At 67.5% G+C, this 21,391-nt stretch carries 19 protein-coding genes and 3 pseudogenes; 5 read left to right on the top strand and 17 right to left on the bottom strand.

The window, feature by feature from the left end; all coding sequences use genetic code 11:
• Positions 1-5: 5 nt before the first annotated feature.
• From MBELCI_RS11175 to MBELCI_RS11160, 4 genes are read right to left on the bottom strand one after another with little or no spacing between them, the layout of a single operon-like run.
• Positions 6-956: a cation diffusion facilitator family transporter gene (locus tag MBELCI_RS11175; RefSeq protein WP_021694309.1), complete on the bottom strand. Its 951-nt coding sequence runs from the start codon at positions 954-956 to the stop codon at positions 6-8.
• Between the two features lie 44 nt (positions 957-1,000).
• Positions 1,001-1,921 (bottom strand): OmpA family protein, encoded by a 921-nt coding sequence (locus tag MBELCI_RS11170; protein WP_021694308.1) that lies wholly within the window; start codon positions 1,919-1,921, stop codon positions 1,001-1,003.
• The gene (locus tag MBELCI_RS11165; protein WP_021694307.1) at positions 1,918-2,604 is read right to left on the bottom strand and encodes a GNAT family N-acetyltransferase; all 687 of its coding nucleotides are present in this window, start codon (positions 2,602-2,604) and stop codon (positions 1,918-1,920) included. Before MBELCI_RS11165 ends, MBELCI_RS11170 begins: the two co-directional genes overlap by 4 nt.
• On the bottom strand, positions 2,601-3,323 hold the full coding sequence (locus MBELCI_RS11160; protein ID WP_045320040.1) for a competence/damage-inducible protein A: 723 nt from the start codon (positions 3,321-3,323) through the stop codon (positions 2,601-2,603). Before MBELCI_RS11160 ends, MBELCI_RS11165 begins: the two co-directional genes overlap by 4 nt.
• A gap of 152 nt (positions 3,324-3,475) precedes the next feature.
• On the opposite strand from MBELCI_RS11160, the gene map reads away from it, so the two are divergent.
• Complete coding sequence (gene map / locus MBELCI_RS11155; protein WP_045320035.1) at positions 3,476-4,309, top strand: type I methionyl aminopeptidase; 834 nt, start codon at positions 3,476-3,478, stop codon at positions 4,307-4,309.
• Between the two features lie 3 nt (positions 4,310-4,312).
• Here the strand turns inward: map and rsmD are convergent, their stop codons facing one another.
• Positions 4,313-4,873, bottom strand: a complete 561-nt coding sequence (gene rsmD / locus MBELCI_RS11150) for a 16S rRNA (guanine(966)-N(2))-methyltransferase RsmD (protein WP_021694304.1) — start codon at positions 4,871-4,873, stop codon at positions 4,313-4,315.
• Positions 4,870-6,080: pseudogene (locus tag MBELCI_RS11145) on the bottom strand (NAD(P)/FAD-dependent oxidoreductase). Before MBELCI_RS11145 ends, rsmD begins: the two are co-directional and overlap by 4 nt.
• A gap of 87 nt (positions 6,081-6,167) precedes the next feature.
• Between MBELCI_RS11145 and MBELCI_RS11140 the strand changes: the two are divergent.
• Positions 6,168-6,656 (top strand): peroxiredoxin, encoded by a 489-nt coding sequence (locus MBELCI_RS11140; RefSeq protein WP_021694302.1) that lies wholly within the window; start codon positions 6,168-6,170, stop codon positions 6,654-6,656.
• Between the two features lie 49 nt (positions 6,657-6,705).
• Here MBELCI_RS11140 and MBELCI_RS11135 read toward each other — a convergent pair whose 3' ends face one another.
• From MBELCI_RS11135 to MBELCI_RS11105, 7 genes and pseudogenes are all read right to left on the bottom strand, one after another.
• The gene (locus MBELCI_RS11135) at positions 6,706-7,593 is read right to left on the bottom strand and encodes a mechanosensitive ion channel family protein (protein WP_021694301.1); all 888 of its coding nucleotides are present in this window, start codon (positions 7,591-7,593) and stop codon (positions 6,706-6,708) included.
• Positions 7,593-7,880, bottom strand: a complete 288-nt coding sequence (locus MBELCI_RS11130; RefSeq protein WP_021694300.1) for a 4a-hydroxytetrahydrobiopterin dehydratase — start codon at positions 7,878-7,880, stop codon at positions 7,593-7,595. Before MBELCI_RS11130 ends, MBELCI_RS11135 begins: the two co-directional genes overlap by 1 nt.
• Positions 7,877-9,079: a GNAT family N-acetyltransferase gene (locus tag MBELCI_RS11125; protein WP_081698556.1), complete on the bottom strand. Its 1,203-nt coding sequence runs from the start codon at positions 9,077-9,079 to the stop codon at positions 7,877-7,879. The genes MBELCI_RS11130 and MBELCI_RS11125 overlap by 4 nt, the downstream gene beginning before the upstream one ends.
• A 31-nt stretch (positions 9,080-9,110) precedes the next feature.
• A pseudogene (locus tag MBELCI_RS11120) lies at positions 9,111-9,886 on the bottom strand (glycerophosphodiester phosphodiesterase family protein).
• Positions 9,883-10,353 carry a RidA family protein gene (locus MBELCI_RS11115; RefSeq protein ID WP_021694298.1) on the bottom strand — a complete coding sequence of 157 codons (471 nt, stop codon included), beginning with the start codon at positions 10,351-10,353 and terminating at the stop codon, positions 9,883-9,885. The pseudogene MBELCI_RS11120 and the gene MBELCI_RS11115 overlap by 4 nt, the downstream one beginning before the upstream one ends.
• Before the next feature lie 72 nt (positions 10,354-10,425).
• Positions 10,426-11,748 (bottom strand): HlyD family type I secretion periplasmic adaptor subunit, encoded by a 1,323-nt coding sequence (locus MBELCI_RS11110; RefSeq protein WP_021694297.1) that lies wholly within the window; start codon positions 11,746-11,748, stop codon positions 10,426-10,428.
• Entirely contained in the window at positions 11,745-13,484 is a 1,740-nt protein-coding gene (locus MBELCI_RS11105) for a type I secretion system permease/ATPase (protein WP_045320034.1), read from the bottom strand. The genes MBELCI_RS11110 and MBELCI_RS11105 overlap by 4 nt, the downstream gene beginning before the upstream one ends.
• A 177-nt stretch (positions 13,485-13,661) precedes the next feature.
• Here MBELCI_RS11105 and MBELCI_RS21655 point away from each other — a divergent pair, with 177 nt between their 5' ends.
• On the top strand, positions 13,662-14,303 hold the full coding sequence (locus tag MBELCI_RS21655; protein ID WP_235047619.1) for a hypothetical protein: 642 nt from the start codon (positions 13,662-13,664) through the stop codon (positions 14,301-14,303).
• A 42-nt stretch (positions 14,304-14,345) separates the two neighbouring features.
• Here MBELCI_RS21655 and MBELCI_RS11095 read toward each other — a convergent pair whose 3' ends face one another.
• Positions 14,346-16,700 carry a transglycosylase domain-containing protein gene (locus MBELCI_RS11095; RefSeq protein WP_021694294.1) on the bottom strand — a complete coding sequence of 785 codons (2,355 nt, stop codon included), beginning with the start codon at positions 16,698-16,700 and terminating at the stop codon, positions 14,346-14,348.
• Between the two features lie 299 nt (positions 16,701-16,999).
• Between MBELCI_RS11095 and MBELCI_RS11090 the strand changes: the two genes are divergently transcribed.
• Positions 17,000-17,338 (top strand): P-II family nitrogen regulator, encoded by a 339-nt coding sequence (locus MBELCI_RS11090; protein ID WP_021694293.1) that lies wholly within the window; start codon positions 17,000-17,002, stop codon positions 17,336-17,338.
• A 78-nt stretch (positions 17,339-17,416) separates the two neighbouring features.
• A pseudogene (locus MBELCI_RS11085) lies at positions 17,417-18,744 on the top strand (ammonium transporter).
• Between the two features lie 106 nt (positions 18,745-18,850).
• Here the strand turns inward: MBELCI_RS11085 and MBELCI_RS11080 are convergent.
• Genes MBELCI_RS11080 through MBELCI_RS19325 form a run of 3 tightly spaced genes read right to left on the bottom strand, consistent with a single transcriptional unit; the run spans position 18,851 to position 21,220 of the window.
• Positions 18,851-19,951 (bottom strand): DUF3618 domain-containing protein, encoded by a 1,101-nt coding sequence (locus MBELCI_RS11080; RefSeq protein ID WP_021694291.1) that lies wholly within the window; start codon positions 19,949-19,951, stop codon positions 18,851-18,853.
• Positions 19,944-20,381 carry a phage holin family protein gene (locus MBELCI_RS11075; protein WP_021694290.1) on the bottom strand — a complete coding sequence of 146 codons (438 nt, stop codon included), beginning with the start codon at positions 20,379-20,381 and terminating at the stop codon, positions 19,944-19,946. The genes MBELCI_RS11080 and MBELCI_RS11075 overlap by 8 nt, the downstream gene beginning before the upstream one ends.
• Positions 20,378-21,220 (bottom strand): hypothetical protein, encoded by an 843-nt coding sequence (locus MBELCI_RS19325; protein ID WP_021694289.1) that lies wholly within the window; start codon positions 21,218-21,220, stop codon positions 20,378-20,380. The genes MBELCI_RS11075 and MBELCI_RS19325 overlap by 4 nt, the downstream gene beginning before the upstream one ends.
• Positions 21,221-21,391 lie beyond the last annotated feature (171 nt).

Raw genomic sequence — 21,391 nt, 5'->3', positions numbered from 1 at the left:
TTTTTTCATCCGTGACCAATGGCTTCGGCATCGTCGCAGGCGTGGCTGGCGCATTCCATCTCGAGGGTGACATGGCCGATGCCAAACCGCTCGCCCAGCGCGCGCTTGATGCGCGCCTTGATGCCGTCGGCCTCGGACCAGCGCCCTTCGATCACCGCCACATGCGCATCAAGCGCGGCCGCGTTCTCCTGCATCTGCCACAGATGCACATGGTGGACCGAGGCCACGCCCTCGATACCGCGCAGGTGATCGAGCACGGCCGCCGTGTCGAGATCGGGCGGCGCGCCAAGCATCAGAATGCGGATGACGCCGCCGATCTGCGCCAGCGACATCCACAGGATGTAGCCCGCGATCGCCAGCGTCACCACTGGATCGACCCATGCCCAGCCGAACACGAGCACCGCCACGCCCGCGACGATGACGGCGACCGAACCCAGCGCGTCGGCAAGGTTGTGCAAGAACGCGGCGCGGATGTTCACGCTGTCCTTCGACATGGAATAAGTGAGCGCCGCCGTGACCAGATCGACGACGAGGGCGAGGCCCGCGACCCAGATCATGATCCAGCCCGCCACCGGCTCGGGCGAGACGAACCGCGCGATCGCCTCGTAGCCGAGATAGAGCCCGATCAGGATCAGCGAGGTGTAGTTCACCAGCGCCGCCACCACCTCGGCCCGCCCGTAGCCGAAGGTCATCTCGGCATCCGCCGGACGCCGCGCGATCTTGCGCGCGGCAAAGGCGATGATCAGCGACACCGCGTCCGACAGGTTGTGCAGCGCGTCGGCGATAAGTGCGAGGCTGCCCGAGACGATGCCGCCGACGATCTGCGCCAGCGTCAGGGCGAGGTTGACCGCGATGGCCCCCGCCACGCGCCAATCACCGGCCTCGGGGTCGATGTGATGGTGATGGCCATGACCTCCGCCAGAACCGTGGCCATGATCGTGAGAATGTCCTGCCATGCAAGTCTCCTTTGCCTGCGATGAGAGGGCCGAATGGGCGAAGTTCAACCCCCTGAGACGACAACCTCGACCCGGCGATTGGCGGCGCGGCCCGCCTTCGTGGCGTTGGAGGCGCGCGGGGCCAGCCAACCGGCCCCTTGGGCGTCGATCCGGTCGCGGTTCAGCCCGTGATCGCGCAGCAACCGTTCGCGTACCGCCTCGGCGCGGCGGCGTGACAGGGCGATGTTGGCATCGAGAGCGCCTGTCATGTCGGTATGCCCCACCAGCACGACGCGTCGATCCGGGTTGGCCTCGAGCCACGCGGCCAATGCCGGAAGGGCCGGGCTGTCTCTTGGTCCGAGCGTCGCGGCGCCGGGGGCGAATTCCACACCCTCGAGCACGGCGTTGCCCTCGCGCGAGAGCGCTGTTGCAAGCTCCCCCTCGGACGGAGTGGCAACGAGGGAGGGCGCGGTAGGGGAGAGCGAGGCGGGGGCCGCGCCCTCTGGCATCACCGTGATCAGTTGCAGATGCCCGGTGCCGCCCGTGCGGCTCGCCAAGGCGCCGACCGCCTCGGGGCCCTGGGGCGTATCGCGCCGGGCCGAAAGAAACCGGAAGCTGCCGAGATCGACATGCATCGCCGGCGGCGGCAGAACCTCGGTCCCGAAGCGGAAGTCGAACCCGCCGCAGGCCCGGGCCGCGCAGTCGAGCAAAATCTCGAAACCCGCCGCTCCGAGCGCCGCGCGAATCGGCGCGATCAGTCCGGCGGCGGAGGGGGCGTCGGGGTCGATGCGCCAGGCTCGCGTTTCGACCCGGCCCATGATCGGCGCGACCGGTGGCGGGCCGCCCTGCGCCGGGCCGGTGGGCAGGGCGTAAACCTCCGCATCGCGCCGCGTCTCGGCGGTGAGCACGGCCCCCTCGGGCACCGGAAGCTCCAGCGTCGCGGCAATGCCGGGCCAGAGCGCCAGCAGCAGCGTGGCGCGGATCATGCCGGAGCCCGCCGGTAGTGGTAGGAGGTAACCTCCCCGTAACCCAGACCCGCATAGAGCGACCGGGCCGATCCGTTGGCGCGGGTCACGGCGAGGGCGAGGACACGCGCCCCTTCGGCCCGTGCCCAACCCGCTGCCATCGCCATCAATGCCCGCCCCACGCCACGGCGGCGCATCGGGACCAAGACCTCCAGCGCGTGCAGCATGGCGATCTCTCCATGGTTCGCCACGAAGGCGCAGCCGCCGGGATGGGACAGCACGGCCCGGGTGCCCGCGACCCGTGCCATCACCGCGTTCCGGGCGGGGCCGATGCCGCCATCGGCCCAGATCGCGATCTGGGCGGGGCTCGGCGGCCAGTTTGCATTGGGCGTGATCCCGTCAAGGGCGCTGAGCGGCGCCGCGAGGATCAGCGTCGGGTCCAGCACCGCGTAGCCCCGGGCCGCGAGCGCCGCGTCGAGCCGCGCCTCGCCTGCGCGGACCATGAACAGCGGCGCGCGTCCTTCGGCGCGCATGGCGGTCTCGGCGGCCTCGATCTCGGGCAGGCCGAACGGCCCCTCCAGCGTCGCCGCCGAGACCCGGCTGCCACCGCCCGCGCCGTCGCGCAGCCGCACCGGCCCAAGATCGCGCAGCGCATGGGCGGGCCACGTGGCGGCGAGAGCGGCAAAGCCCGCCTCGGGCGTCACGCCGGGAACTGCTCCGCAAGCGCGACCAGCGCCGCCTCGATCTCGGCCCCGTCGCCGCCGCGGATCACGATATTGGTGCCGGTGACGCCGTTTTCCGAGAAGGGATAGGAGCCGATGGCAAGCGTCGGATGCGCCTTGGCCAAATCCGAGAGCGGCTCGGCCACGTCGCCTTCGCCACGCTCGATGCGCAGGGATTGCGACAGCACCGGGCGACCGCCGGGGATCTTCGGCAAGAGCCCCGCCAGCATCGCCTCGAAGATGCGCGGCACGCCCGCCATGACATGCACGTTGCCGAGCGAAAACCCCGGTGCGGCGCTGACCGGGTTGTCGATGAGGGCGGCGCCCTCGGGAATGCGCGCCATGCGCAGCCGCGCGGCGTTCAGCTCCACGCCCCGCGCCTCGTAATGCGCGGCGAGGATCGCGCGGGCATCGTCGCGGATGCCGATGGGCGCGCCCATCGCGGCGGCGACGGCCTCGGCGGTGATGTCGTCATGCGTCGGGCCGATGCCGCCGGAGGTGAAGACGTGGTCATGCGCCCCCGACAGCGCGCGCACCGCCGCGACGATGATGTCGTGGTCGTCCGAGACGACGCGGCTTTCGCGCAGGTCGATGCCGCGCAGCGTCAGTTCGCGGGCGAGATGGTGCATGTTGCTGTCGCGGGTGCGGCCCGAGAGGATCTCGTCCCCGATCACGAGCATGGCGGCGGTCGGGTTGGTCATCGGCTCGGTCATCGGCTCGGTCGTCCATTCGGTCATGGGGGCGGGCTGCGCCTGTCTGCTTAAGGTATAGGCCGGGGCGGCATCCATTTCCACGCGGGCGGGTGGATTCCGCCCGCCATACGACCTATTTCAGGATGAAAGGGATAGAGGTGATGACTTTGGACGAGACCGCCGCCGACGAACGCAAGGGCCGCCTGACCCGTGATGGCATCCGCATCCACGATCTCGAGGATTTCGGGGGAATGAACCGCGCCGGTCGCCTTGCGGCCACGATCCTCGACGACATCGCCGAACATGTCGTGGTGGGTCAGCGCACTTCCGAGATCGACCGCGTGATCACCGATCTGATCGATCAGGCCAACGCCAAGAGCGCGACCATCGGTTACAAGGGCTACCAGCACGCGAGCTGCATTTCGGTCAACCATGTGGTCTGCCACGGGATTCCCGGCGACAAGAAGCTGAAGGACGGCGACATCCTCAATGTCGACGTCACCGTCATCGTCGATGGATTTTATGGCGACACCAGCCGGATGTACGTGGCCGGCAAGCTCGGCCGCAAGGCCGAGCGGCTGATCCAAGTGACGCATGACGCGCTGATGAAGGGGATCGAGGTCGCACGGCCGGGCAACACCTTCGGCGACATCGGCCATGCGATCCAGAGCTATGTCGAGGAGAATCGCATGTCGGTGGTGCGCGATTTCTGCGGCCATGGCATTGGAAGGGTATTCCATGCCCCGCCCAACGTGCTGCATTACGGCCGGCCCGGCACCGGGCCGGTGCTGGAGGAGGGGATGTTTTTCACCATCGAACCGATGGTGAATCTGGGCCGCCCCGAGACCAAGGTGCTGGGCGACGACTGGACCGCCGTGACACGTGACAAGTCGCTCTCGGCACAGTTCGAGCACACGATCGGGATCACTGCGCAGGGCAATGAGATCTTCACCATCTCGCCCGCCGAGCGATTTTATCCCACTTGGGATATCTGAGCCTTAGCCGTCGCGTTCCAGAAATGTGACATGGGTGTCGCCGTAGTGGCGCGTATCAAGGGGGGTGAACCCTTCGGGCGCGGGCTGCGGCGCGCTTTCCTCCCAGACGATCAGCGCGCCGGGCGCGATCCAGCCCCCCGCGACAGCCGAGGCGAGGGCCCGTGCACCGAGCCCCTTGCCATAGGGCGGGTCGAGAAAGACGAGGGCCGCGGGCGCCTCGCAGGCGGGCAGGCGGGTCGCGTCGCATTTGAGATGCGTCGTGCTGGCTTCGGCGCGCAACTTTACCACGTTCTCGCTGATCAGCCGTCCGGCCACCCGCCCATCATCGACGAAGATAACATGGGAGGCCCCGCGCGACAGCGCCTCCAGCCCCAGCGCGCCGGTCCCGGCAAAGAGATCGAGCACGCGCGCGCCATTGATCGGGTCGCCGTAGCGCCCGCCCGCCAGCGCGTTGAACAGGCTTTCGCGCACGCGGTCGGCGGTGGGGCGCAGATGCGCGCCCGCGTCGCCCTTTCCCACGGCGGCGAGGGCGAGGCCACGATGCGCGCCCGCGATGATCCTCATGCCAGCAGCGCCTTCAGCTCGGTGGTCGGGTCGCTGGCGCGCGCGGGATCGGGCGATTTTCCCGCTTCGATCAGCCGCTTGCCGATCATGTAGGCGCGGCTGTCGTTCATCGCGTCGACTGCGATCAGCTTGTCGCCCCGGTAGTACCAATGTGATTGCTGCTCCGGGCCAGTCCCGGGGCGGACATGCACCGCGTCCCAGCCCGCGTTGAGGCCCGCGATCTGAAGCTTGGTGTCGAACTGGTCCGACCAGAACCAAGGACGGGGGCGGTATTCGACGCCCCGCCCCAGCATGTTGAGCGCGGCATTCTCGGCCATGTCGATGGCGTTGCCGACGCTTTCGAGCCGGATGCGCATGTCGGTCCAGAGGAGCGAGGCACAGTCGCCCGCAGCCAGATGCTCTCGTCCGAGGTGCGGCAATGGATGTCGCAGCGGATGCCATTGTCGAGGGCGAGGCCCGCGGGTTCGGCAAGGCCCGTGCCTGGTGCGACGCCGACGCCGACGATGGCGAAGTCGCACGCGATCTCAGTGCCGTCCGACAGCCGCGCGCCTGTGACGCGGCTCTCGCCCAACAGCCGGTCCAACCCGACACCCTCACGGATCTCGACGCCGTGACGGCGGTGCAGGTCGCGAAAGAAAGCCGAGGTTTCGGGGGCGGCGACGCGCTGCAGGATGCGCTCGGCCTGTTCGACCACCGTGACCTGCAGTCCTCGCTTGGCGGCCACCGCCGCCGCCTCCAGCCCGATATAGCCGCCGCCGACCACCAGAAGGCGGCGCCCCTCGACCATTTCAGGGGCGAGTGTGTCGGCATCGGCGAGGTCGCGCATGGTGAACACGCCCGCAAGATCGCCACCGATCGCGGCGGGCAGGCGGCGCGGATGCGCCCCGGTGCACAGCGCGAGCCGGTCATAGGCCAGGGTCTCGCCATCCGAGAGCGTCACGGTCTTCGCCCCCTTGTCGAGCGCATCTGCCGTGACCCCGAGGCGCAGGTCGATGTCGTGCTCGCCGTACCATGCCTCGGGTCGCAGGAAGAGGCGCGCCTTCTCCATCTCGCCCAGAAGGTAGGCCTTGGACAGGGGCGGGCGCTGGTAGGGCGGGGCGGTTTCGGCCCCGATCAGGGTGATGCGCCCCTCGAACGCCTCGGCCCGCAGCTTGGCCACGAGCGACGATCCGGCCTGTCCGGCCCCGATCACGACGAAATGGGACATGTGCGTCTCCTTGGTTTCAGTGGCCCGGCTGCGCGCGGCAGACTATATCCCCTGCCATCGACCGCAATCGCGAAAGGGCCGCAAAGCATGACGATCACTGTTGGAGACAGGCTGCCGGAGGCGGATCTGCTGCGGATGGGGGCCGATGGCCCGGAAAAGGTGGCGCTGGGCGAGATGCTCAAGGGCCGCCGCGTGGTGATCTTCGGACTGCCCGGGGCCTATACGGGCACCTGTTCGACCGCGCATGTGCCGAGCTTCATCCGCGCGATGGACGACCTGAGGGCCAAAGGCGTGGACGAGGTGATCTGCCTGTCGGTCAACGACCCCTTCGTGATGAAGGCCTGGGGCGAGGCGACCGGTGCGACCGAGGCCGGGATCACCATGCTGGGCGACACCTCCAGCGTGTTCACCACGGCCATCGGCATGGAGTTCTCGAACCCCGATCGCGGCTTCATCCGGCGCTGCAAGCGCTTCGCGCTGATGGCCGAGGACGGGGTGGTGAAGGTCTGGCACCCCGAGGAAGGGACCGGGACCTGCGACATCTCGGGCGGGGCGAGCATTGTCGCAGCGCTCTGAGCGAGAGGGCGAAAGGGGGCGCATGTCCCTCTTCGCCCTGTCGACGGGCTCACTCGGCGGCGTGGCGCGTCTCGCGGTCTTCGTCCTCGCCGGCCAGCTTGTTGGCGTAGAGGGTCCGGGTCGGGAAGGGGATCTCGATCCCGGCTTCGTCCAGCGCCTCCTTGACCCGACGGGTGCAGTCGGTCTGAAAGCCCCATGCGTCCGAGTTTGCGCACCAGACGCGCACCGTGAAATCGACCGAGTAATCGCCCAGATTGCTCACCTGGATGAAGGGCTCGGGGTCCTTCATGGCGCGCGGGTCCGACATGATGGTGTCCATGATGACCTTCTCGGCCTGCGCGAGGTTCGATCCGTAGGAGACCCCGAACACCCATTGCACGCGCCGCGTCGGGTTGGCCGAGTAGCTGACGATGGTGTTGCCCCAGACCTGGCTGTTGGGGACGATGATCTGCAGGTTCTGCAGGTCGGCCAGCTCGATGTAGTTAAGCGAGATCGACTTCACCGTGCCCATCTGGCCGTTGATCACCACGAAATCGCCAAGCTTGAAGGGCCGGAACAACACGATCATCACGCCCGCCGCCACGTTCGACAGCGTGCCCTGAAGCGCGAGGCCGACGGCCAGACCGGCGGCACCGATGACCGCGACCACGGAGGTGGTCCGCACCCCGAGCGTGTTGAGCACGATCAGCACCGAGAAGGCGACGACGGCGTACCAGACGATGTTGGAGAGGAAGTCGAACAGCGTCTGGTCGAGCCGCGAGTGACGCGAGGCCAGCCCCTTGATCCGCCGCGAGAACCAGCCCGCGATGATGAAGCCCGCCGTCAGCACGAAGATCGCGCTGATCGTGCCGCCGAGGATCGCGGTCAGGAATTCGAGGGTCAGCAGGTCGCCGAGCGAGGTGCCCGACCAAAGCTCGGTATTGAGAACGTCTTGCATCAGGCCTCCGCCAGCTTGTCCATCTTCGACGCGAGCTTCGCGTCGAGTTCCGTCAGTCCGTCCGCGTCGTGGGTGGTGAGCGTGACGGTCACGGTCCGGTAGCTGTTGGACCATTCGGGGTGGTGATTCAACTTCTCGGCCCAAAACGCGCAGCGTGTCATGAAGCCGAAAGCATCAACAAAATTTGAAAATCGAAAGATTTTGGTCACTGCGTCGCGGTTGGCTTCGGTTTTCCATCCGGCGGCCTTGAGGGTCTTGCGCCCCGCCTCGTCGAGCGTCTCGGTCATTCCTGATCCTCCATGCGCGTGCGCCGGAACGGGCCATAGCCCGTCAGCACCTCGATTTCCTCGTCCACCGCCACGCGCTCGGCATCGAGATAGCGCGCCACCGCGTCGCGAAAGCCCGGCTCCGCGATCCAGTGCAACGAGTGCGTCGCCACCGGCAGGTAGCCGCGCGCCAGCTTGTGTTCACCCTGCGCGCCCGCCTCGACGCGGGGCAGCCCATGCGCTAGCGCCCAGTCGATTGCCTGATAGTAGCACAGCTCGAAATGCAGGAACGGATGATGCTCCAGCGCGCCCCAATAGCGGCCATAGAGCGTATCACGCCCGATCAGGTTCAGCGCGCCGGCCACGGGCCGATCGCCATCTGACGCGAGGATCAGCAACATGTCGTCGCGCAACGTCTCCTGCGCGATCTCGAAAAAAGCGCGGCTGAGATAGGGCGAGCCCCATTTGCGGCGTCCGGTGTCCTGATAGAAGGCCCAGACCGCGTCCCAGTGGTGCGGTTTCAGATCGTCGCCGGTCAGGTGCTCGATGCGCAGACCCGAAGCGCGCGCGCCCTCCCGCTCCTTTCGGATGGTCTTGCGCTTGCGCGAGGAGAGGGCCGCGAGAAAACCGTCGAAGTTTCCATAGCCCTCGTCGATCCAATGAAACTGCTGGCCAGTGCGGCGCATCAGCCCCATCTGCTCTCCGGCCACCGCCTCGTCCTGCGCGCAGAAGGTGGCGTGCAGCGACGACAGGCCGTTATTCGCCGCAAGCTGTACCGCGCCCTGCATCAGAGCCGCCATGCCCTCGGCCTCGTGGCCCGGCTTGGCGAGAAAGCGCCGCCCGGTGACCGGCGTGAAGGGCACGGCGATCTGCAGCTTGGGGTAATAGGCCCCGCCCGCGCGCTCATAGGCATCGGCCCAGGCGTGGTCGAAGACGTATTCGCCTTGGCTGTGGCCCTTGGCATAGAGCGGCGCGCAGGCGATCAGCGCGCCGTCACGCCGGGCGGCGAGGTAATGCGGCTGCCAGCCGGTGCCGGGTCCAACCGAGCCGCTGTCTTCCAGTGCCGAGAGGAAGCGATGCGTTGTGAAGGGGTCGCTCGGGCGGCCCTCGGCGGCCTCGGGGCAGGCGCAGCCATCCCACTCGGGGGCGGGGATGTCGCGCAGGTTGTCATGGGCGGTGATCTCGACCACCGCCGCGGGGTCCGTGTCTGTCTGGCTCATGGGCGCAGAGTTGGCCCCCCGCGGCGCGGGGTCAAGCGGGGGGCGGGCCGGGAAGGTAGCCTTCGAAGGTCACGTTGTCGGCAAGGCGCCGCGCTTCGGCCTCCTGCTCGGGGAGGTGATGGTCCAGCACATCACCTTGGCGCCGAGCGCCTTGAGATCCGCGACGCGGGTGCGGTCGAGATCGCGCGCCTCGTGGCTGATGAAGCTGGCGCCGAGATTGTCATAATCGGGGATCTCGCGCAGTCGGGCTGCGACGCGTGCGGAAAGGTCGGGCCAATCCTCGGGATCGAAGCCGCAGGTGACGAGGCCGCGCGGCAGATCGGGCGCGAGGCGGGCCATCTCGGAAACGGAATGCGGGTTGAACGACATCACCGCGACCGGCCCGTCATAGCCCTCGATCGCGCGCACCACCGCCGGCTCGACCACGCCGACATTGGGGCCGAGGGTGTAGTCGTGATCCTTGATCTCGATCAGCAACGGCGCGCGGCCCGCAACGAGATCGAGCACATCGCGCAAGGTCGGGATGGTGTCGGCGCTGCCGATCAGCGGGATCGCGCGCAGCGTCTCCGCGTCGCGGCTCGAGACGAGGCCGCGCTCCCGCGTCAGCCGCTCCAGCCCCGGATCATGGATCACCATGGCCTCGCCATCATGTGAGGCGCGCACGTCGATCTCGATGCCGAAGCCCGCCTCGACGGCGGCGCGCACCGCCGAGAGCGAGTTCTCGGGCCGACCCGCGCCGTGAAAGGCGCGGTGGGCGATGGGCCGGTCGAGGAAGGCGGCGGGCAGGGCAGGGGCGCTGCGGCTCATGCGATCGCGAAGATGGCTTCGATCTCGACCGCGACGCCCAGAGGCAGGGCCGCCACGCCCACGGCGGAACGCGCGTGCCGTCCCGCGTCGCCCAAAAGTTCGACCATCAGGTCAGAGGCGCCGTTGATGACCTTGGGCTGTTCGGTGAAGCCGGGCGTCGAGGCGACGAAACCCGTGAGCTTGACCAGCCGCGTGATGCGGCCAAGGTCGCCGTCACAGGCGGCACGGGCTTGCGCCAGCAGGCTCAGCGCGCAGGCGCGGGCGGCGTCCGCCCCGGCCTCGGTGGCCATGTCCTCGCCCAGACGGCCGGTGATGAGGCCATCCGGCCCGGCGGAGATCTGGCCCGAGACGTAGAGCAGCCCGTCATGGATCACGAAGGGCTCATAATTGGCGGCCGGCTTCGGCGCTTCGGGCAGCGACAGCCCCATGTCGGCCAGAGTGGTCTCGATGCGTGCGGCGTCGATCATGTCGTTGTTCCCCGTGAAAGTGTCCCGGCGCAAGCTAGCCCGCGCCGGGCAGGGGGACAACGCCCGGCTGACTCAACCCTCGCGGAAGGCGCGGGCGAAGTAGTCGGAGAGCGGCTTGACGAAATAGGCCAGCGGCGTGCGGTCGGTGGTGCGGATATAGGATTCGACCGGCATGCCGGGGATCAACGTCATGTCCTCCGGCAGCTTGTCGATCTCGCCCTCGCTCAGCCGGATTTCCACGCGATAGTAGGAGATCGGCTGGCGTTCGTCCTGAAAGGCGTCGGCCGAGATCTGCATCACCTCGCCGGTCAGCTCCGGCGTGCGCCGCTGATCGAAGGCGGGCAGGCGCAGGATCACTTCCTGACCCAGATGCAGCAGGTCGATATCCGTCGGCTGCACCTGCGTCGTGATCACCAGGGGCCGGTCCTGCGGCACGATGTAGAGCACCGGGTCCGCAGGGCGGATCACGGAGCGCGGGGTGAAGACCGTCAGCCCGTAGACGATGCCGCCGACCGGAGCACGGATGTCGAGCCGGTCGAGCTGGGTGAGCAGGGAGCGGCGACGGTTCGACAGCTCGATCTCGTTGAACTGCAGGTCGCGCAGCTGGCTGATTGCCTCCTGCCGCCGGGTCGAGGCGAGCTTGAGGATCTCGATCTCGATTTCGGAGATGCGGCCCCCCGCCTGCGCCTTGGAGGCCTTGAGTTCACCTTGACGACCCAGCAGATCGGCCTGCTCGCGCTGAAGGGTCAGCACCCGCGTCGCTTGGGCGAGGCCCCGGTCGAGCAGCGACTGCTGGCTTCCCAGCTCGCTCTCGATGAGTTCGAGCTGCCGGGCGGCGGCGGTCTCCTGCGATTCAATGCCGAGGATCTGATCGCTGATCTGCTCGCGCTGGCGGGTCAGCTGCTCGGCCTGCCGGTTCTCGCTTTCGATCCTGGCCTCCTGAAGGCGTCTTTGCCCCTCCATCAGTTCGGGCGCGATCGGATTTTCCGTCTCGAGCAGAAGGTCGTCGAACTCGAGGCGTTCCGAATCGTCGCGCTCGGCTTCGAGCCGGGCCCGGCGCGAGAGCACTTCGAGAAGCTGTCCTTCCACCACCGCGAGTTCGGATTGAAGCTGTTCGGCTTCAAGCCGGATCAACAGCTGGCCTGCCTCGACCTCATCGCCTTCGTCGACGAGAATCTCCGAGACGACGCCGCCGTCAGGGTGCTGGACGATCTGCCGGTTCTGGTCGACCTCGACCTGGCCCGAGGCAACAACGGCACCTGAGATCTGGCTCATCGTGGCCCAAGTACCGAAGCCGCCCAGCAGCACGGCCAGCGCCAGAAAGCCCAAGATCAAGGGCCGGGCGGCCGACCATGCGCTGGGTGCGTTTTCGGGAGAGATGGGGGCGCGCATCATGACACGCCCCCACCTTTATGGACCGAGGCGGCGATTTCGCGATGGTTCTGCACCGTTTCGCGCAAGACCTCGTCCTTGGGTCCAAAGGCACGGCGCCCACCATCCTCAATCATCAGGATATGGTCGCATTCCGCGATGGCGGCTGGGCGGTGGGCCATGATCAACACGCATTTCCCGCTGGCCTTGGCATCCCGAATCGCCTGGTTGAGGGCGGTGGAGCCGGCATTGTCGAGGTTTGAATTGGGCTCGTCGAGCACGAGGAACACCGGATCGCCATAGAGCGCGCGCGCGAGGCCGATCCGTTGGATCTGCCCACCGGAGAGCCGGCCGCCCTTGGAGGAGACCCGCGTATCGTAGCCCTCGGGCAGCTTGAGGATCATGTCATGGGCAGCGGCGGCCTGCGCGGCGCGCACCACCTCCGTATCGTCGGGAGAGAGCGACATCCGGGCGATGTTTTCCTTGATGGTGCCGTCGAACAGCGTGACCTGCTGCGGCAGGTAGCCGATATAGCTGCCCAGCACGTCGGGATCGTACTGGTCGAGGCTGGCGCCATCGAGACGGATCTTGCCCGCCGCGGGGCGCCACAACCCGGTCAGGGCGCGCGCCAGCGTCGATTTGCCGGCCCCCGAAGGGCCGATCACGCCGACCGCCTGACCTGGCTCGACCCGAAAGCTCATCATGCGCAGCGCGGCCTGATTCTCGCCCGGCGGCAGAACGGTGACCTGTTCGCACGACAGCCGCGCCTTGGGGCGGGGCAGGGTGGTGCGGGTTTCTTCTGGGCGGATTTCGCCCAGGAGTACCGCCAGCCGGCCCCAGCCCTCGCGGGCGCGCTGGAACGAAGGCCACTGGTTCACGATCATCTCGATCGGTGCCAGAGCGCGGCCCAGCAGGATCGAACCCGCGATCATCGCGCCGGGCGACATCACGCCCTGCAGCACGAGATAGGCGCCAAGACCCAGCATCGCCGATTGCAGCAACAGGCGGAACGCCTTGATGACGGCCGAGAACCCGCCGCCCGTGTCGGTGGCGCCGATCGACGCGGCCAGCGAGAGCGAACGCGCCTCGTTCCAGCGACCAAAGGCGGCGCCGCGCATGCCAAGCGCCTGCACCATGTCCGAATCCTGCCGGATCTGCGTGCCAAGCTGCTCGGAGCGGAAGGTGCTGGAGTTCGACTCCTCAAGCTGCTTGCGCGTCATCAGCTGGTTGGCCAGCGCAAGAATGACCAATATCAGCGCACCGGCCAGACCGAGAACGCCCAGCATCGGGTGGAACAGGAAGATGCCGAAGAAGAACAGCGGCGCGAAGGGCAGGTCGAAGCTTGCCATCAGGACCGGCGAGCCGATGAGCCGCTGAACGGATTCAAGGTCGCGCTGCGCGGTGGCGGCCTCGGCACGCGCCTTCTGGCCCGAGCTTGCGCGCAATGCCGCGGCAAAGACCCTTTTGTCGAGACGGGCCTGAAACCGGGCCGCGACCCGGTTCATCACCCGGCCGCGCACCATGTCCAGAAGGCCCATCATCGCATAGAGAAAGGCGACCAGCACCGATAGCGCCACCAGGGTCGCGATCGAGCGCGACCCCAGAACTCGGTCATAGACGTTCATCATGTAGAGCGGGCCGGTCAACATCAGGAGGTTGACCATCAGGCTGAAGAGGGCGACCGCCCAGAACAGCCATCTGCTCTGATTGCGGGCCTCGCGGAGTTCGGCCGCGCCAATGGTGGCCGCGTCACGTGTCATGTCATGTCCCATTCGTATCGAAGCGGGCCCAGAGATCGGTTACCCGGCATGGATACTGCTTAGAGCAAAGCCTGCCTTCTGTGTAGCGGCGTGCTTCGGTTGTTCCGTGAATGTGGCCTCGGAAATCTGGACCTGTCGTTGATTGCGCCTAGTCTCATACAGATGACTTTGCGAAACATGAATATCACCAGCCGGAGCGTGGGGGCTGCCGGCATCTTCCTGCTTGCGGGGAGCGTTGCGGCCGCGCCCTATGACGGTCTCTATCGCAGCAGCGGCGACGCCGATTGCGCGCGTGTCGGGGAAGAGGGCGGGGCTCTGCGGATCGAAGAAGGGTTGTTCCAGGGCGTGGGCAGCGAATGCCGGATGACGCGGCCCGTCGATGTCGTCGACATGGATGCCACGCTCTACACGATGGAATGCAGCGCCGGGGACACGCGCTGGACCGAGCGCGCCCTGCTGATGAAGGCGGCGCAGGATGATGGGCTGATCATGCTCTGGAACGGCTACGCATTTCGCTATGCCCGTTGCGAGGCGGGCGACGAAAGCGAGGTGCCGGACGAGGCCGGGGCGGGTGCCGCCTTGGAGCTTGAAGAAGATGCGACCGGGCTGCCGCCGTCCCGCGTCGTGCTGCCATGGGTCGAATTGCCCGTCGTCACGTTGCCCGGCATCACCCTCCCCGGCGTCCTGCCGCCCTTCGCGGTCGAGCCCGATGACGCTCCCGTCCCGAACCCGTCATCCGGTCCTCGAAAGAACGATGACCCGGGCGAGGCACGGGGCGGCACCGCCGCGCAGATCAGGGATGCAGGCGACGCGGGCTGATCTCGGAAGGAGCCCGGCGGACCGTACCAGATTCCGTGCGCGTCAGTTCGTGACACCGCCGAGAATATTGGTCAGCACGTCGAGGATAAGCCGCTCGCGGTCGTTGCCTGCGGGCGCCTGATCGGGCGCCGGCGCCGGCGCCGGTGCCGGTGCAGGGGCTTCGGCCGATTGCGCAGGCTGAGGCGCGCCCAGCATCTCGCGCAGGAGCCGGTCGGTCTCGGGGTCGCTCGCTTGCCCGCCGGAGGGCGATATGTCTTGGGAATCGGCTCCGGCGATGGCCTGCGGCTGGATCTGTTCGGGCACCCGCATGGGCAGCGGTTTGACCGGCTGACCCTCGAGCACGCGCACCATGGCCTCGCGCCAGATCGTGGCGGGGAGCCCGCCACCGGTGACGCCCGAAAGCGGCCGGTTGTCGTCATAGCCCATCCAGACGCCGGCGACGTAGTCGCCCGCAAATCCCACGAACCACGCGTCGCGCGCGCCCTGCGTGGTGCCGGTCTTGCCCGCCACCTCCCAGCCGTCGATCTGGGCGCGGCTGCCCGTGCCCTCGGCTACGACGCGGCTCATCATCCAGGTGAGTTTTTCGGCGGCGTCCTGGCTGATCACCCGTTCGCCGATGCCGCCCCCCGTGCCCATCAGCGGCGTGTCGTCGCCCTTGAGCTTGAGCTCCACGAGGCCATAGGGCGTCACCGAAGAACCGCCGTTGAGGATGCCCGCATAGGCGCCGGTCATCTCCAGAAGCGTGCTCTCAGATACGCCCAGCGCCAGCGCGGGCCCGGCGGCGAGGTCGCTGTCGATGCCGAACATCGCCGCCACGGTGCGCACGTTCTCGCGACCGACCTGCTCGGAGACCTTCACCGCCGGGATGTTGCGGCTTTCGGCCAGTGCCTCGGTCAGCGTGACCATGCCGTCATACTTGCGGTCGTAGTTCTCGGGCGACCACGCCCCCGAACCGGGGATGTTCATGGTCAGCGGGCTGTCATCGACGAAATCGAAAGGCTGCATCCCGAGATCGAGGGCCGCGGCGTAGATGAACGGCTTGAAGGACGAGCCGGTCTGGCGCAGCGCCTGGGTGGCGCGGTTGAAGGCACCGGAGGCGGAGACGTTGCGCCCGCCGACCATGGCGCGCACCGCGCCGTCCGCGCTCATCACCACGATCGCGGCCTGCGCCTCGGAACCCGGGGCGACCCGCTCTTCGAAGACCTGCAGAAGCGCCTTTTCCGTCGCCGTCTGGATGCGCGGGTCGAGCGTGGTGCGAATCACCACGTCCTCGGTAGTGTCGCGGGTGAAGAACTCGGGTCCGGTATCCATCACCCAATCAGCGAAATAACCGCCCTGATCCTGCTGCGCGGTGGGCGACAGAACGGCCGGGCTCGTGCGGGCGGCCTCGGCCTCCGCGTCGCTGAGATAGCCCTGTTCCCGCATCAGCCCGACGATGACCGAGGCCCGGTCCTGGCTGCGGCCGAGGTTGTTGGTCGGTGCATAGGTGGTGGGGGCTTTCAGAAGACCCGCCAGCATTGCCGCCTCCGCGGGGTTCACCTGCGCCGCAGGCTTGCCGAAATAGCGCTGCGACGCGGCTTCGAAGCCGCGCGTGCCGGCGCCGAGATAGGCGCGGTTGATATAGATGGTAAGGATCTCGTCCTTGGTGTAGCGCGCCTCCATCGCCATCGCGTAGACCGCTTCCTGCACCTTGCGCCACAGCGTGGTGCGGCGGCAGTCGGCCTCGTACTCGCTCTCGTTCTTCCAGGCCGATGCGTCGAAGGGCTTGCCGAGACACAGAAGCTTCGCGGTCTGCTGGGTGATGGTCGAGCCCCCGTTGCCCGACAGCGGCCCGCGCCCCTCGGAGAGGTTGATGCGCACAGCCGAGGCCACGCCCTGCGGGTCGACGCCCGGATGCCACCAGAAGCGGCGGTCCTCGGTGGCGACGACGGCGTTGCGCAGATAGGGCGAGATCGTGTCGGCGGTGATCATGCCGCCGAACTGGTCGCCGCGCCATGCGAAGGTCGCGCCGTCGCGGTCCAGAAGCGTCACCGAGCCACGCGCCCGTCCATCGACCAGATCGGCCACGGGCGGCAATTGCGCCGCGTAATAGGCGACGCCCAGTCCGACGACGAGCGCCAGCGCGAAGGCCATGCGCCAGCCGACGCCCCAGATCACCCGAACCACAAACCGTATCAGACCGCTCACCAGAGCCGCGAGATAGCCCACGGGGCCGCGCGGCGCGGCGCGCTTGGCAGGACGCGCGGCGCGGCGGCGGGACGTCGCGGGCTTGGCCGGTTTGCGTCCCTTGCCGGTGCCACCGTCGCCGGTGCCGCCCCCCTTGCCTGCCGCGGACTTGCCGGTGGCATAGCGCCGCTCTGCGGTTAGGGTCGGCTTTCTGCCATTGCTCGCGCTCATCTGCCGGTGCCTGTTCGTTATGGTTGGCGGCCACCATAGCCGCATCGCAGCGGGATGTTGAGCGGGGGGGATTTGCGCTGTCGGCTTTTTTATGCCGCATATTTTTTAGGCGCAGGCAGGCATCTGTGCAAAAATTGTGCATCATGCCCGGCTCAAGGCAGGTCGCATCCTGCCTGCCGCTTGCCCGCCCCGTCGGAACCCGCCTTTTTGAGGCCAGTCACGGCCCACCGGGGCCATGCGACACGGCGCCACCGAACGCCACCGCGAGACGCCACTAGAGACGCCACAAGGGGACCGACGTGAAACTCATCATCGCAACGATCAAGCCGTTCAAGCTCGAGGAGGTACGCGAAGCGCTCACCTCCCAAGGCGTGCGTGGCATGATGGTGACCGAGATCAAGGGCTTCGGCTCTCAGTCCGGCCACACCGAGATCTATCGCGGCGCGGAATATGCCGTGAACTTCGTGCCGAAGGTCAAACTCGAGATCGTGGTGCCCGAGGGCCTCGCGGAACAGGTGGTGGCGACGATCGCCAAGACTGCCCGCACCGACAAGATCGGCGATGGCAAGATCTTCGTGCTCGATGTCGAGAGCGCGCTGCGCGTGCGCACCGGCGAAACCGACGACGACGCGCTCTGAGCGTTCCTCCCCAGGAGACCTGATGACATGATAAACTGGAAAACCCCGTTTCGCGGGCTGCTGCCGCTCGCCTGCCTGATGGCCGGACCGGCCTTCGCACAGGAGGCGACCGAGGCCGCCGAGCTCGCTGCGATCGAGGCGGGCATCGCCGCGGCGACCGACACCGCCTTTATCTTCAACTCGCTGCTGTTCCTGATCGGCGGCTTTCTCGTGTTCTGGATGGCGGCGGGCTTCGCGATGCTCGAGGCGGGCCTCGTGCGTTCCAAGAACGTCGCCATGCAGTGCATGAAGAACGTGGCGCTCTTCTCCTTTGCCGCGATCATGTACTACCTGATCGGCTACAACCTGATGTACCCGCTGGGCAACTGGTCGATGGGCTCGGACGAAACGGGCGGCTATCTCGGCGCCTTCGGCGTTGCCGTGCTCGAAGCGGTCGGCATCGGCCGGGACGGGGCGGATGATTACGGCTATGCCTCGACCTCGGGCGATTTCTTCTTCCAGCTGATGTTCGCTGCGACCACCGCCTCGATCGTCTCGGGCGCTCTGGCCGAGCGGATCAAGCTCTGGCCCTTCTTGATCTTCACCATCCTGCTGACCGGCTTGATCTACCCGATCCAGGCGAGCTGGAAATGGGGCGGCGGCTTCCTCGACAGCCAGTGGGGCTTTCTCGACTTCGCCGGCTCGACGGTGGTGCATTCGGTCGGCGGCTGGGCCGCACTGGCAGGCGCGCTGGTGCTGGGCAGCCGGATCGGCAAATACAAGGATGGCCGCACCATCCGATGCCGGGCTCCAACCTGACGCTGGCCACCTTGGGCACTTTCATCCTGTGGATGGGTTGGTTCGGCTTCAATGGCGCCTCGCAGCTTGCCATGGGCACCGTGGGCGACGTGGCCGATATCGGTCGGATCTTCGCCAACACAAACGCCGCTGCGGCCGGTGGCGCGATCGGCGCACTGATCCTGACGCAGATTCTCTACAAGAAGCCCGATCTGACCATGGTGCTCAACGGTGCTCTGGCGGGCCTCGTCTCGATCACCGCCGAGCCGCTGACCCCGACCTTGGGCGGAGCGACCCTGATCGGCATGATCGGCGGCGTGATCGTGGTCTTCGCGGTGCCGATGCTCGACCGGATGAAGATCGACGACGTGGTCGGCGCGATCCCGGTGCACCTGTTCTGCGGCATCTGGGGCACCATCGCGGTGCTGTTCACCAACCCCGACGCGACCCTTGCGGGCCAGATCGTCCCGATCGTCATCGTCGGCCTCTTCACCTTCGTGGTGAGCTTCGTGGTCTGGCTGGTGCTCAAGGCGGTCATGGGCATCCGGGTCGATGAGGAAGCCGAAATTACCGGCCTCGACATGGCCGAGCTGGGCATGGAAGCCTATCCCGACTTCACCCCGAGCTGACCTCCCCCAGCAAGGGTGACAGCCCCGGACGCCACGGCGTCCGGGGCATGAAACAAGAAAAGGCGCCCCGAGGGGCGCCTTTTCGTTTTGGCAGGAGAGCCTGCGATCAGTGACCGCCGGCCTTCTGCTTGGCCTTGTCGGCCTCGTCCTGCGCGGTGGCCCCGAGGTCCTTCTTCTGGGCCTCGGACTTCGCGGTGTCGGCCACGTGCTCGGCGGCCTCGCGGGCCCGGCCCTGCACGTCGGTCGCGGCGTCCTTGAGGTCGTCCTGCACGGCACGGGCAAGGCCTTGGGCCTGCTCGCGGGCATCTTCGGCGGTGGCACGGGCGACGTCGGTCAGACGCGTACGCTCCTCCTCGTAGACGTGCCGTGCCTCGTCCATCAGGTCATCGCGATAGGCACCGAACGCTTCGTCCTCGCGCTGGGTGCGCGGCAGCATCGCGGCGACGGCGGCACCGGCTGCCATTGCCAGCAGGCCGCCCAGAAGCGGCTGCTGCTCATAGAGGCCGGCGGCGCTGTCACGACCCTTGCGAGCGTAGAACTCGGCTTTGACCTGCGCCTCGTAGGCGCGGGTGCGAGCGGAGATCACGCGCTTCTTGGCCTCGTCGGACATGCCATGCGTGCCGTCGGAAATACGGTCGCGCAGGCTGCGGGCGGAGGCCCCGGCGGCAGCGCCGCGGGTGCGGGCACGGTCGCGATACTCGCTGAACTTGCCCTTGGCACCACCCATGGCACCGCTCATGCGGTCACGCAGGGCACCGCCGCGGCTGCGGGTCTCGTTCCACGGCGAATCGCCGTGATCCTCGGGTGTGGCGACCGGGCCGCGCGGCTCGTCCATCTTGTCAGTGCCGTATTTGCGCGACAGGTAGGGATCGGCGCCAAGACGGCCCGAGCGGGCATAGTCGCGCTGGCCGCGGTAATCGACCTCACCGGCATAACGCTCGTCATCCTGGCCGCTCCGGGCGTTGGAGACGGCGAGCCATGCAAGGCCCGCGCCCACCAGCGCGATCGGCACGGGGTTGCGCTGCACGGTGTCCGAGATGGTGCGACCGATATCGGAGGCGTTGTCGCTCACGCTGTCGGTGACCGAACGCATGATCCCGTCGAATGACAGGCGTTCCTGCAGGTCGTCGATCGTGCGTTGCAGTTCCGAGCGCTCGGTCGCGATCTCGCGTTCGATCTCTTCGGGGGAACGGGTCTGGTCAGTCATTGATAGCTCCTTTGACGGCAGCGGCGTCCTTGCGGATGCTTTCGGCGCTGCGCTTTGGTGCGTTTGTCACGGCTTTGACGCGGTTGAGGCCGACCTTCACGAGGATCGCGGCAATCACGAGGATCACCAGACCGACGATGAGGGCGGACAGGCCCGGCCCAATGCCGGTTTCCGCGAGCCATGCGACGAAGGCGGTTGCGAGCACGTTGAGCGCGGTAAGGCTCAGGATCACCGCGGCGACGATGAGGCCGATGCCCATCCCGGCGCGGCTCACCGCGCGCGACATTTCTGCGCGGGCGAGGTCGACCTCCTTGCGCACGAGGCCGCTCACATGGTTGAGCGCCTCGGACAGCAGCGAACTCGTGCTCTTGCTCTCGACCCGGGTCGTGGTCCCGGGGGCGGGGTCATGATGCGGATCAGTATAGGTCATTTTTTCACGGCTCCCGTTGTGCCGGGCTGCGGTGCGCCGGGGATTTCGGGCTTTTCATCGGGCTTGTCGATGCCGCCGACCGAAGAGCTGGAGCCGGTCGAACCCATCGAGCTGGTCGAGCCTGCGGTGCCGGTCGAACTCGTCGAGCTGGTAGTGCCGGCCGAGCCCATCGAACCGGTGGAGCCCGCCGCCGTGCTGGTGCCGGTGGTCGCGCCGGTGGTGGCAGGGCGCGAGGTGGGCTGCGTCGTGGTCGTCGGAGCCGGACGCGGGGCCGCGCTGCTCGTGGGGGAGGACGTCGGCACGGGGCGCGACATGCGGTCTTCGTCGTCGTAATCGTTCGGCGTCACGTCGGGGGACGTGCGACCGGCCTGACCATAGGCGCCTTGGCCATAGCCACCCGTCCGCTTGTCATCATGACGGGCCGAAGCCTTCATGAAGCGCGCCGCGACAAAGCCGAGCAGCGCGGCACCGCCGAGGAAGGCGGCCGAATTGCGGCGGGCGAAATCGTTGACGGCATAGGCCATCTCGTCGAGTTCCATGTCCCGCATGCCGTCGGCGGTGTCGGCCACAGTGTCGGCGAGCTTGGCAAAGACCCGCTCTTGGGGCGAGCCGTCATGCAGATCGTCCGCCGCCTTGCGCAGGGCGTTCGCGATCTTCGAGGTCTCGTTCGCGGCATCGTCCTTGTAATCGCGACCATACTCGTAGGCGCGTGTCTTAGCCTCATCGGCCATTTCCCGGGCCCGTTCCCGGGCGGTTTCGGCGAATTCGGCCGCGCCGCTCTTGGCGTCTTCGGCAGCCCGTTTTGCCTTCTGGTCCATCGTCTCGCCAGTGCTGGCCATGTCGACCTCCTTGGTTTGCTGTCACGGGCTGCGTGACGCGGTGCGTCAGGCCCGTTTCGCTGGCAGAACCAACAGAGCCGAGCAAAAGTTTCGCGCAATCGTGACAAGCGTGCGATTCAGGCTCGAATCGGCTGTTCGGCGAGCCGGAACGCAAAACGCCGCCCCCTAGGG

This window comes from Limimaricola cinnabarinus LL-001 (assembly GCF_000466965.1).
Lineage (GTDB): Bacteria > Pseudomonadota > Alphaproteobacteria > Rhodobacterales > Rhodobacteraceae > Limimaricola > Limimaricola cinnabarinus.
This window is presented reverse-complemented; position numbering and strand designations above follow the sequence as displayed.

What these genes read in the sequence shown, in the direction of transcription:
- map (WP_045320035.1), top strand. Translation starts at nt 3,476, where the DNA reads ATGACTTTGGACGAGACCGCCGCCGACGAACGCAAGGGCCGCCTGACC.
- rsmD (WP_021694304.1), bottom strand. Translation starts at nt 4,873, where the DNA reads ATGAGGATCATCGCGGGCGCGCATCGTGGCCTCGCCCTCGCCGCCGTG.
- MBELCI_RS11080 (WP_021694291.1), bottom strand. Translation starts at nt 19,951, where the DNA reads ATGACTGACCAGACCCGTTCCCCCGAAGAGATCGAACGCGAGATCGCG.
- MBELCI_RS11130 (WP_021694300.1), bottom strand. Translation starts at nt 7,880, where the DNA reads ATGACCGAGACGCTCGACGAGGCGGGGCGCAAGACCCTCAAGGCCGCC.
- MBELCI_RS11140 (WP_021694302.1), top strand. Translation starts at nt 6,168, where the DNA reads ATGACGATCACTGTTGGAGACAGGCTGCCGGAGGCGGATCTGCTGCGG.
- MBELCI_RS11135 (WP_021694301.1), bottom strand. Translation starts at nt 7,593, where the DNA reads ATGCAAGACGTTCTCAATACCGAGCTTTGGTCGGGCACCTCGCTCGGC.
- MBELCI_RS11115 (WP_021694298.1), bottom strand. Translation starts at nt 10,353, where the DNA reads ATGATCGACGCCGCACGCATCGAGACCACTCTGGCCGACATGGGGCTG.
- MBELCI_RS11125 (WP_081698556.1), bottom strand. Translation starts at nt 9,079, where the DNA reads ATGAGCCAGACAGACACGGACCCCGCGGCGGTGGTCGAGATCACCGCC.
- MBELCI_RS11095 (WP_021694294.1), bottom strand. Translation starts at nt 16,700, where the DNA reads ATGAGCGCGAGCAATGGCAGAAAGCCGACCCTAACCGCAGAGCGGCGC.
- MBELCI_RS11175 (WP_021694309.1), bottom strand. Translation starts at nt 956, where the DNA reads ATGGCAGGACATTCTCACGATCATGGCCACGGTTCTGGCGGAGGTCAT.
- MBELCI_RS11105 (WP_045320034.1), bottom strand. Translation starts at nt 13,484, where the DNA reads ATGACACGTGACGCGGCCACCATTGGCGCGGCCGAACTCCGCGAGGCC.
- MBELCI_RS21655 (WP_235047619.1), top strand. Translation starts at nt 13,662, where the DNA reads ATGAATATCACCAGCCGGAGCGTGGGGGCTGCCGGCATCTTCCTGCTT.
- MBELCI_RS11170 (WP_021694308.1), bottom strand. Translation starts at nt 1,921, where the DNA reads ATGATCCGCGCCACGCTGCTGCTGGCGCTCTGGCCCGGCATTGCCGCG.
- MBELCI_RS11075 (WP_021694290.1), bottom strand. Translation starts at nt 20,381, where the DNA reads ATGACCTATACTGATCCGCATCATGACCCCGCCCCCGGGACCACGACC.
- MBELCI_RS11160 (WP_045320040.1), bottom strand. Translation starts at nt 3,323, where the DNA reads ATGACCAACCCGACCGCCGCCATGCTCGTGATCGGGGACGAGATCCTC.
- MBELCI_RS19325 (WP_021694289.1), bottom strand. Translation starts at nt 21,220, where the DNA reads ATGGCCAGCACTGGCGAGACGATGGACCAGAAGGCAAAACGGGCTGCC.
- MBELCI_RS11110 (WP_021694297.1), bottom strand. Translation starts at nt 11,748, where the DNA reads ATGATGCGCGCCCCCATCTCTCCCGAAAACGCACCCAGCGCATGGTCG.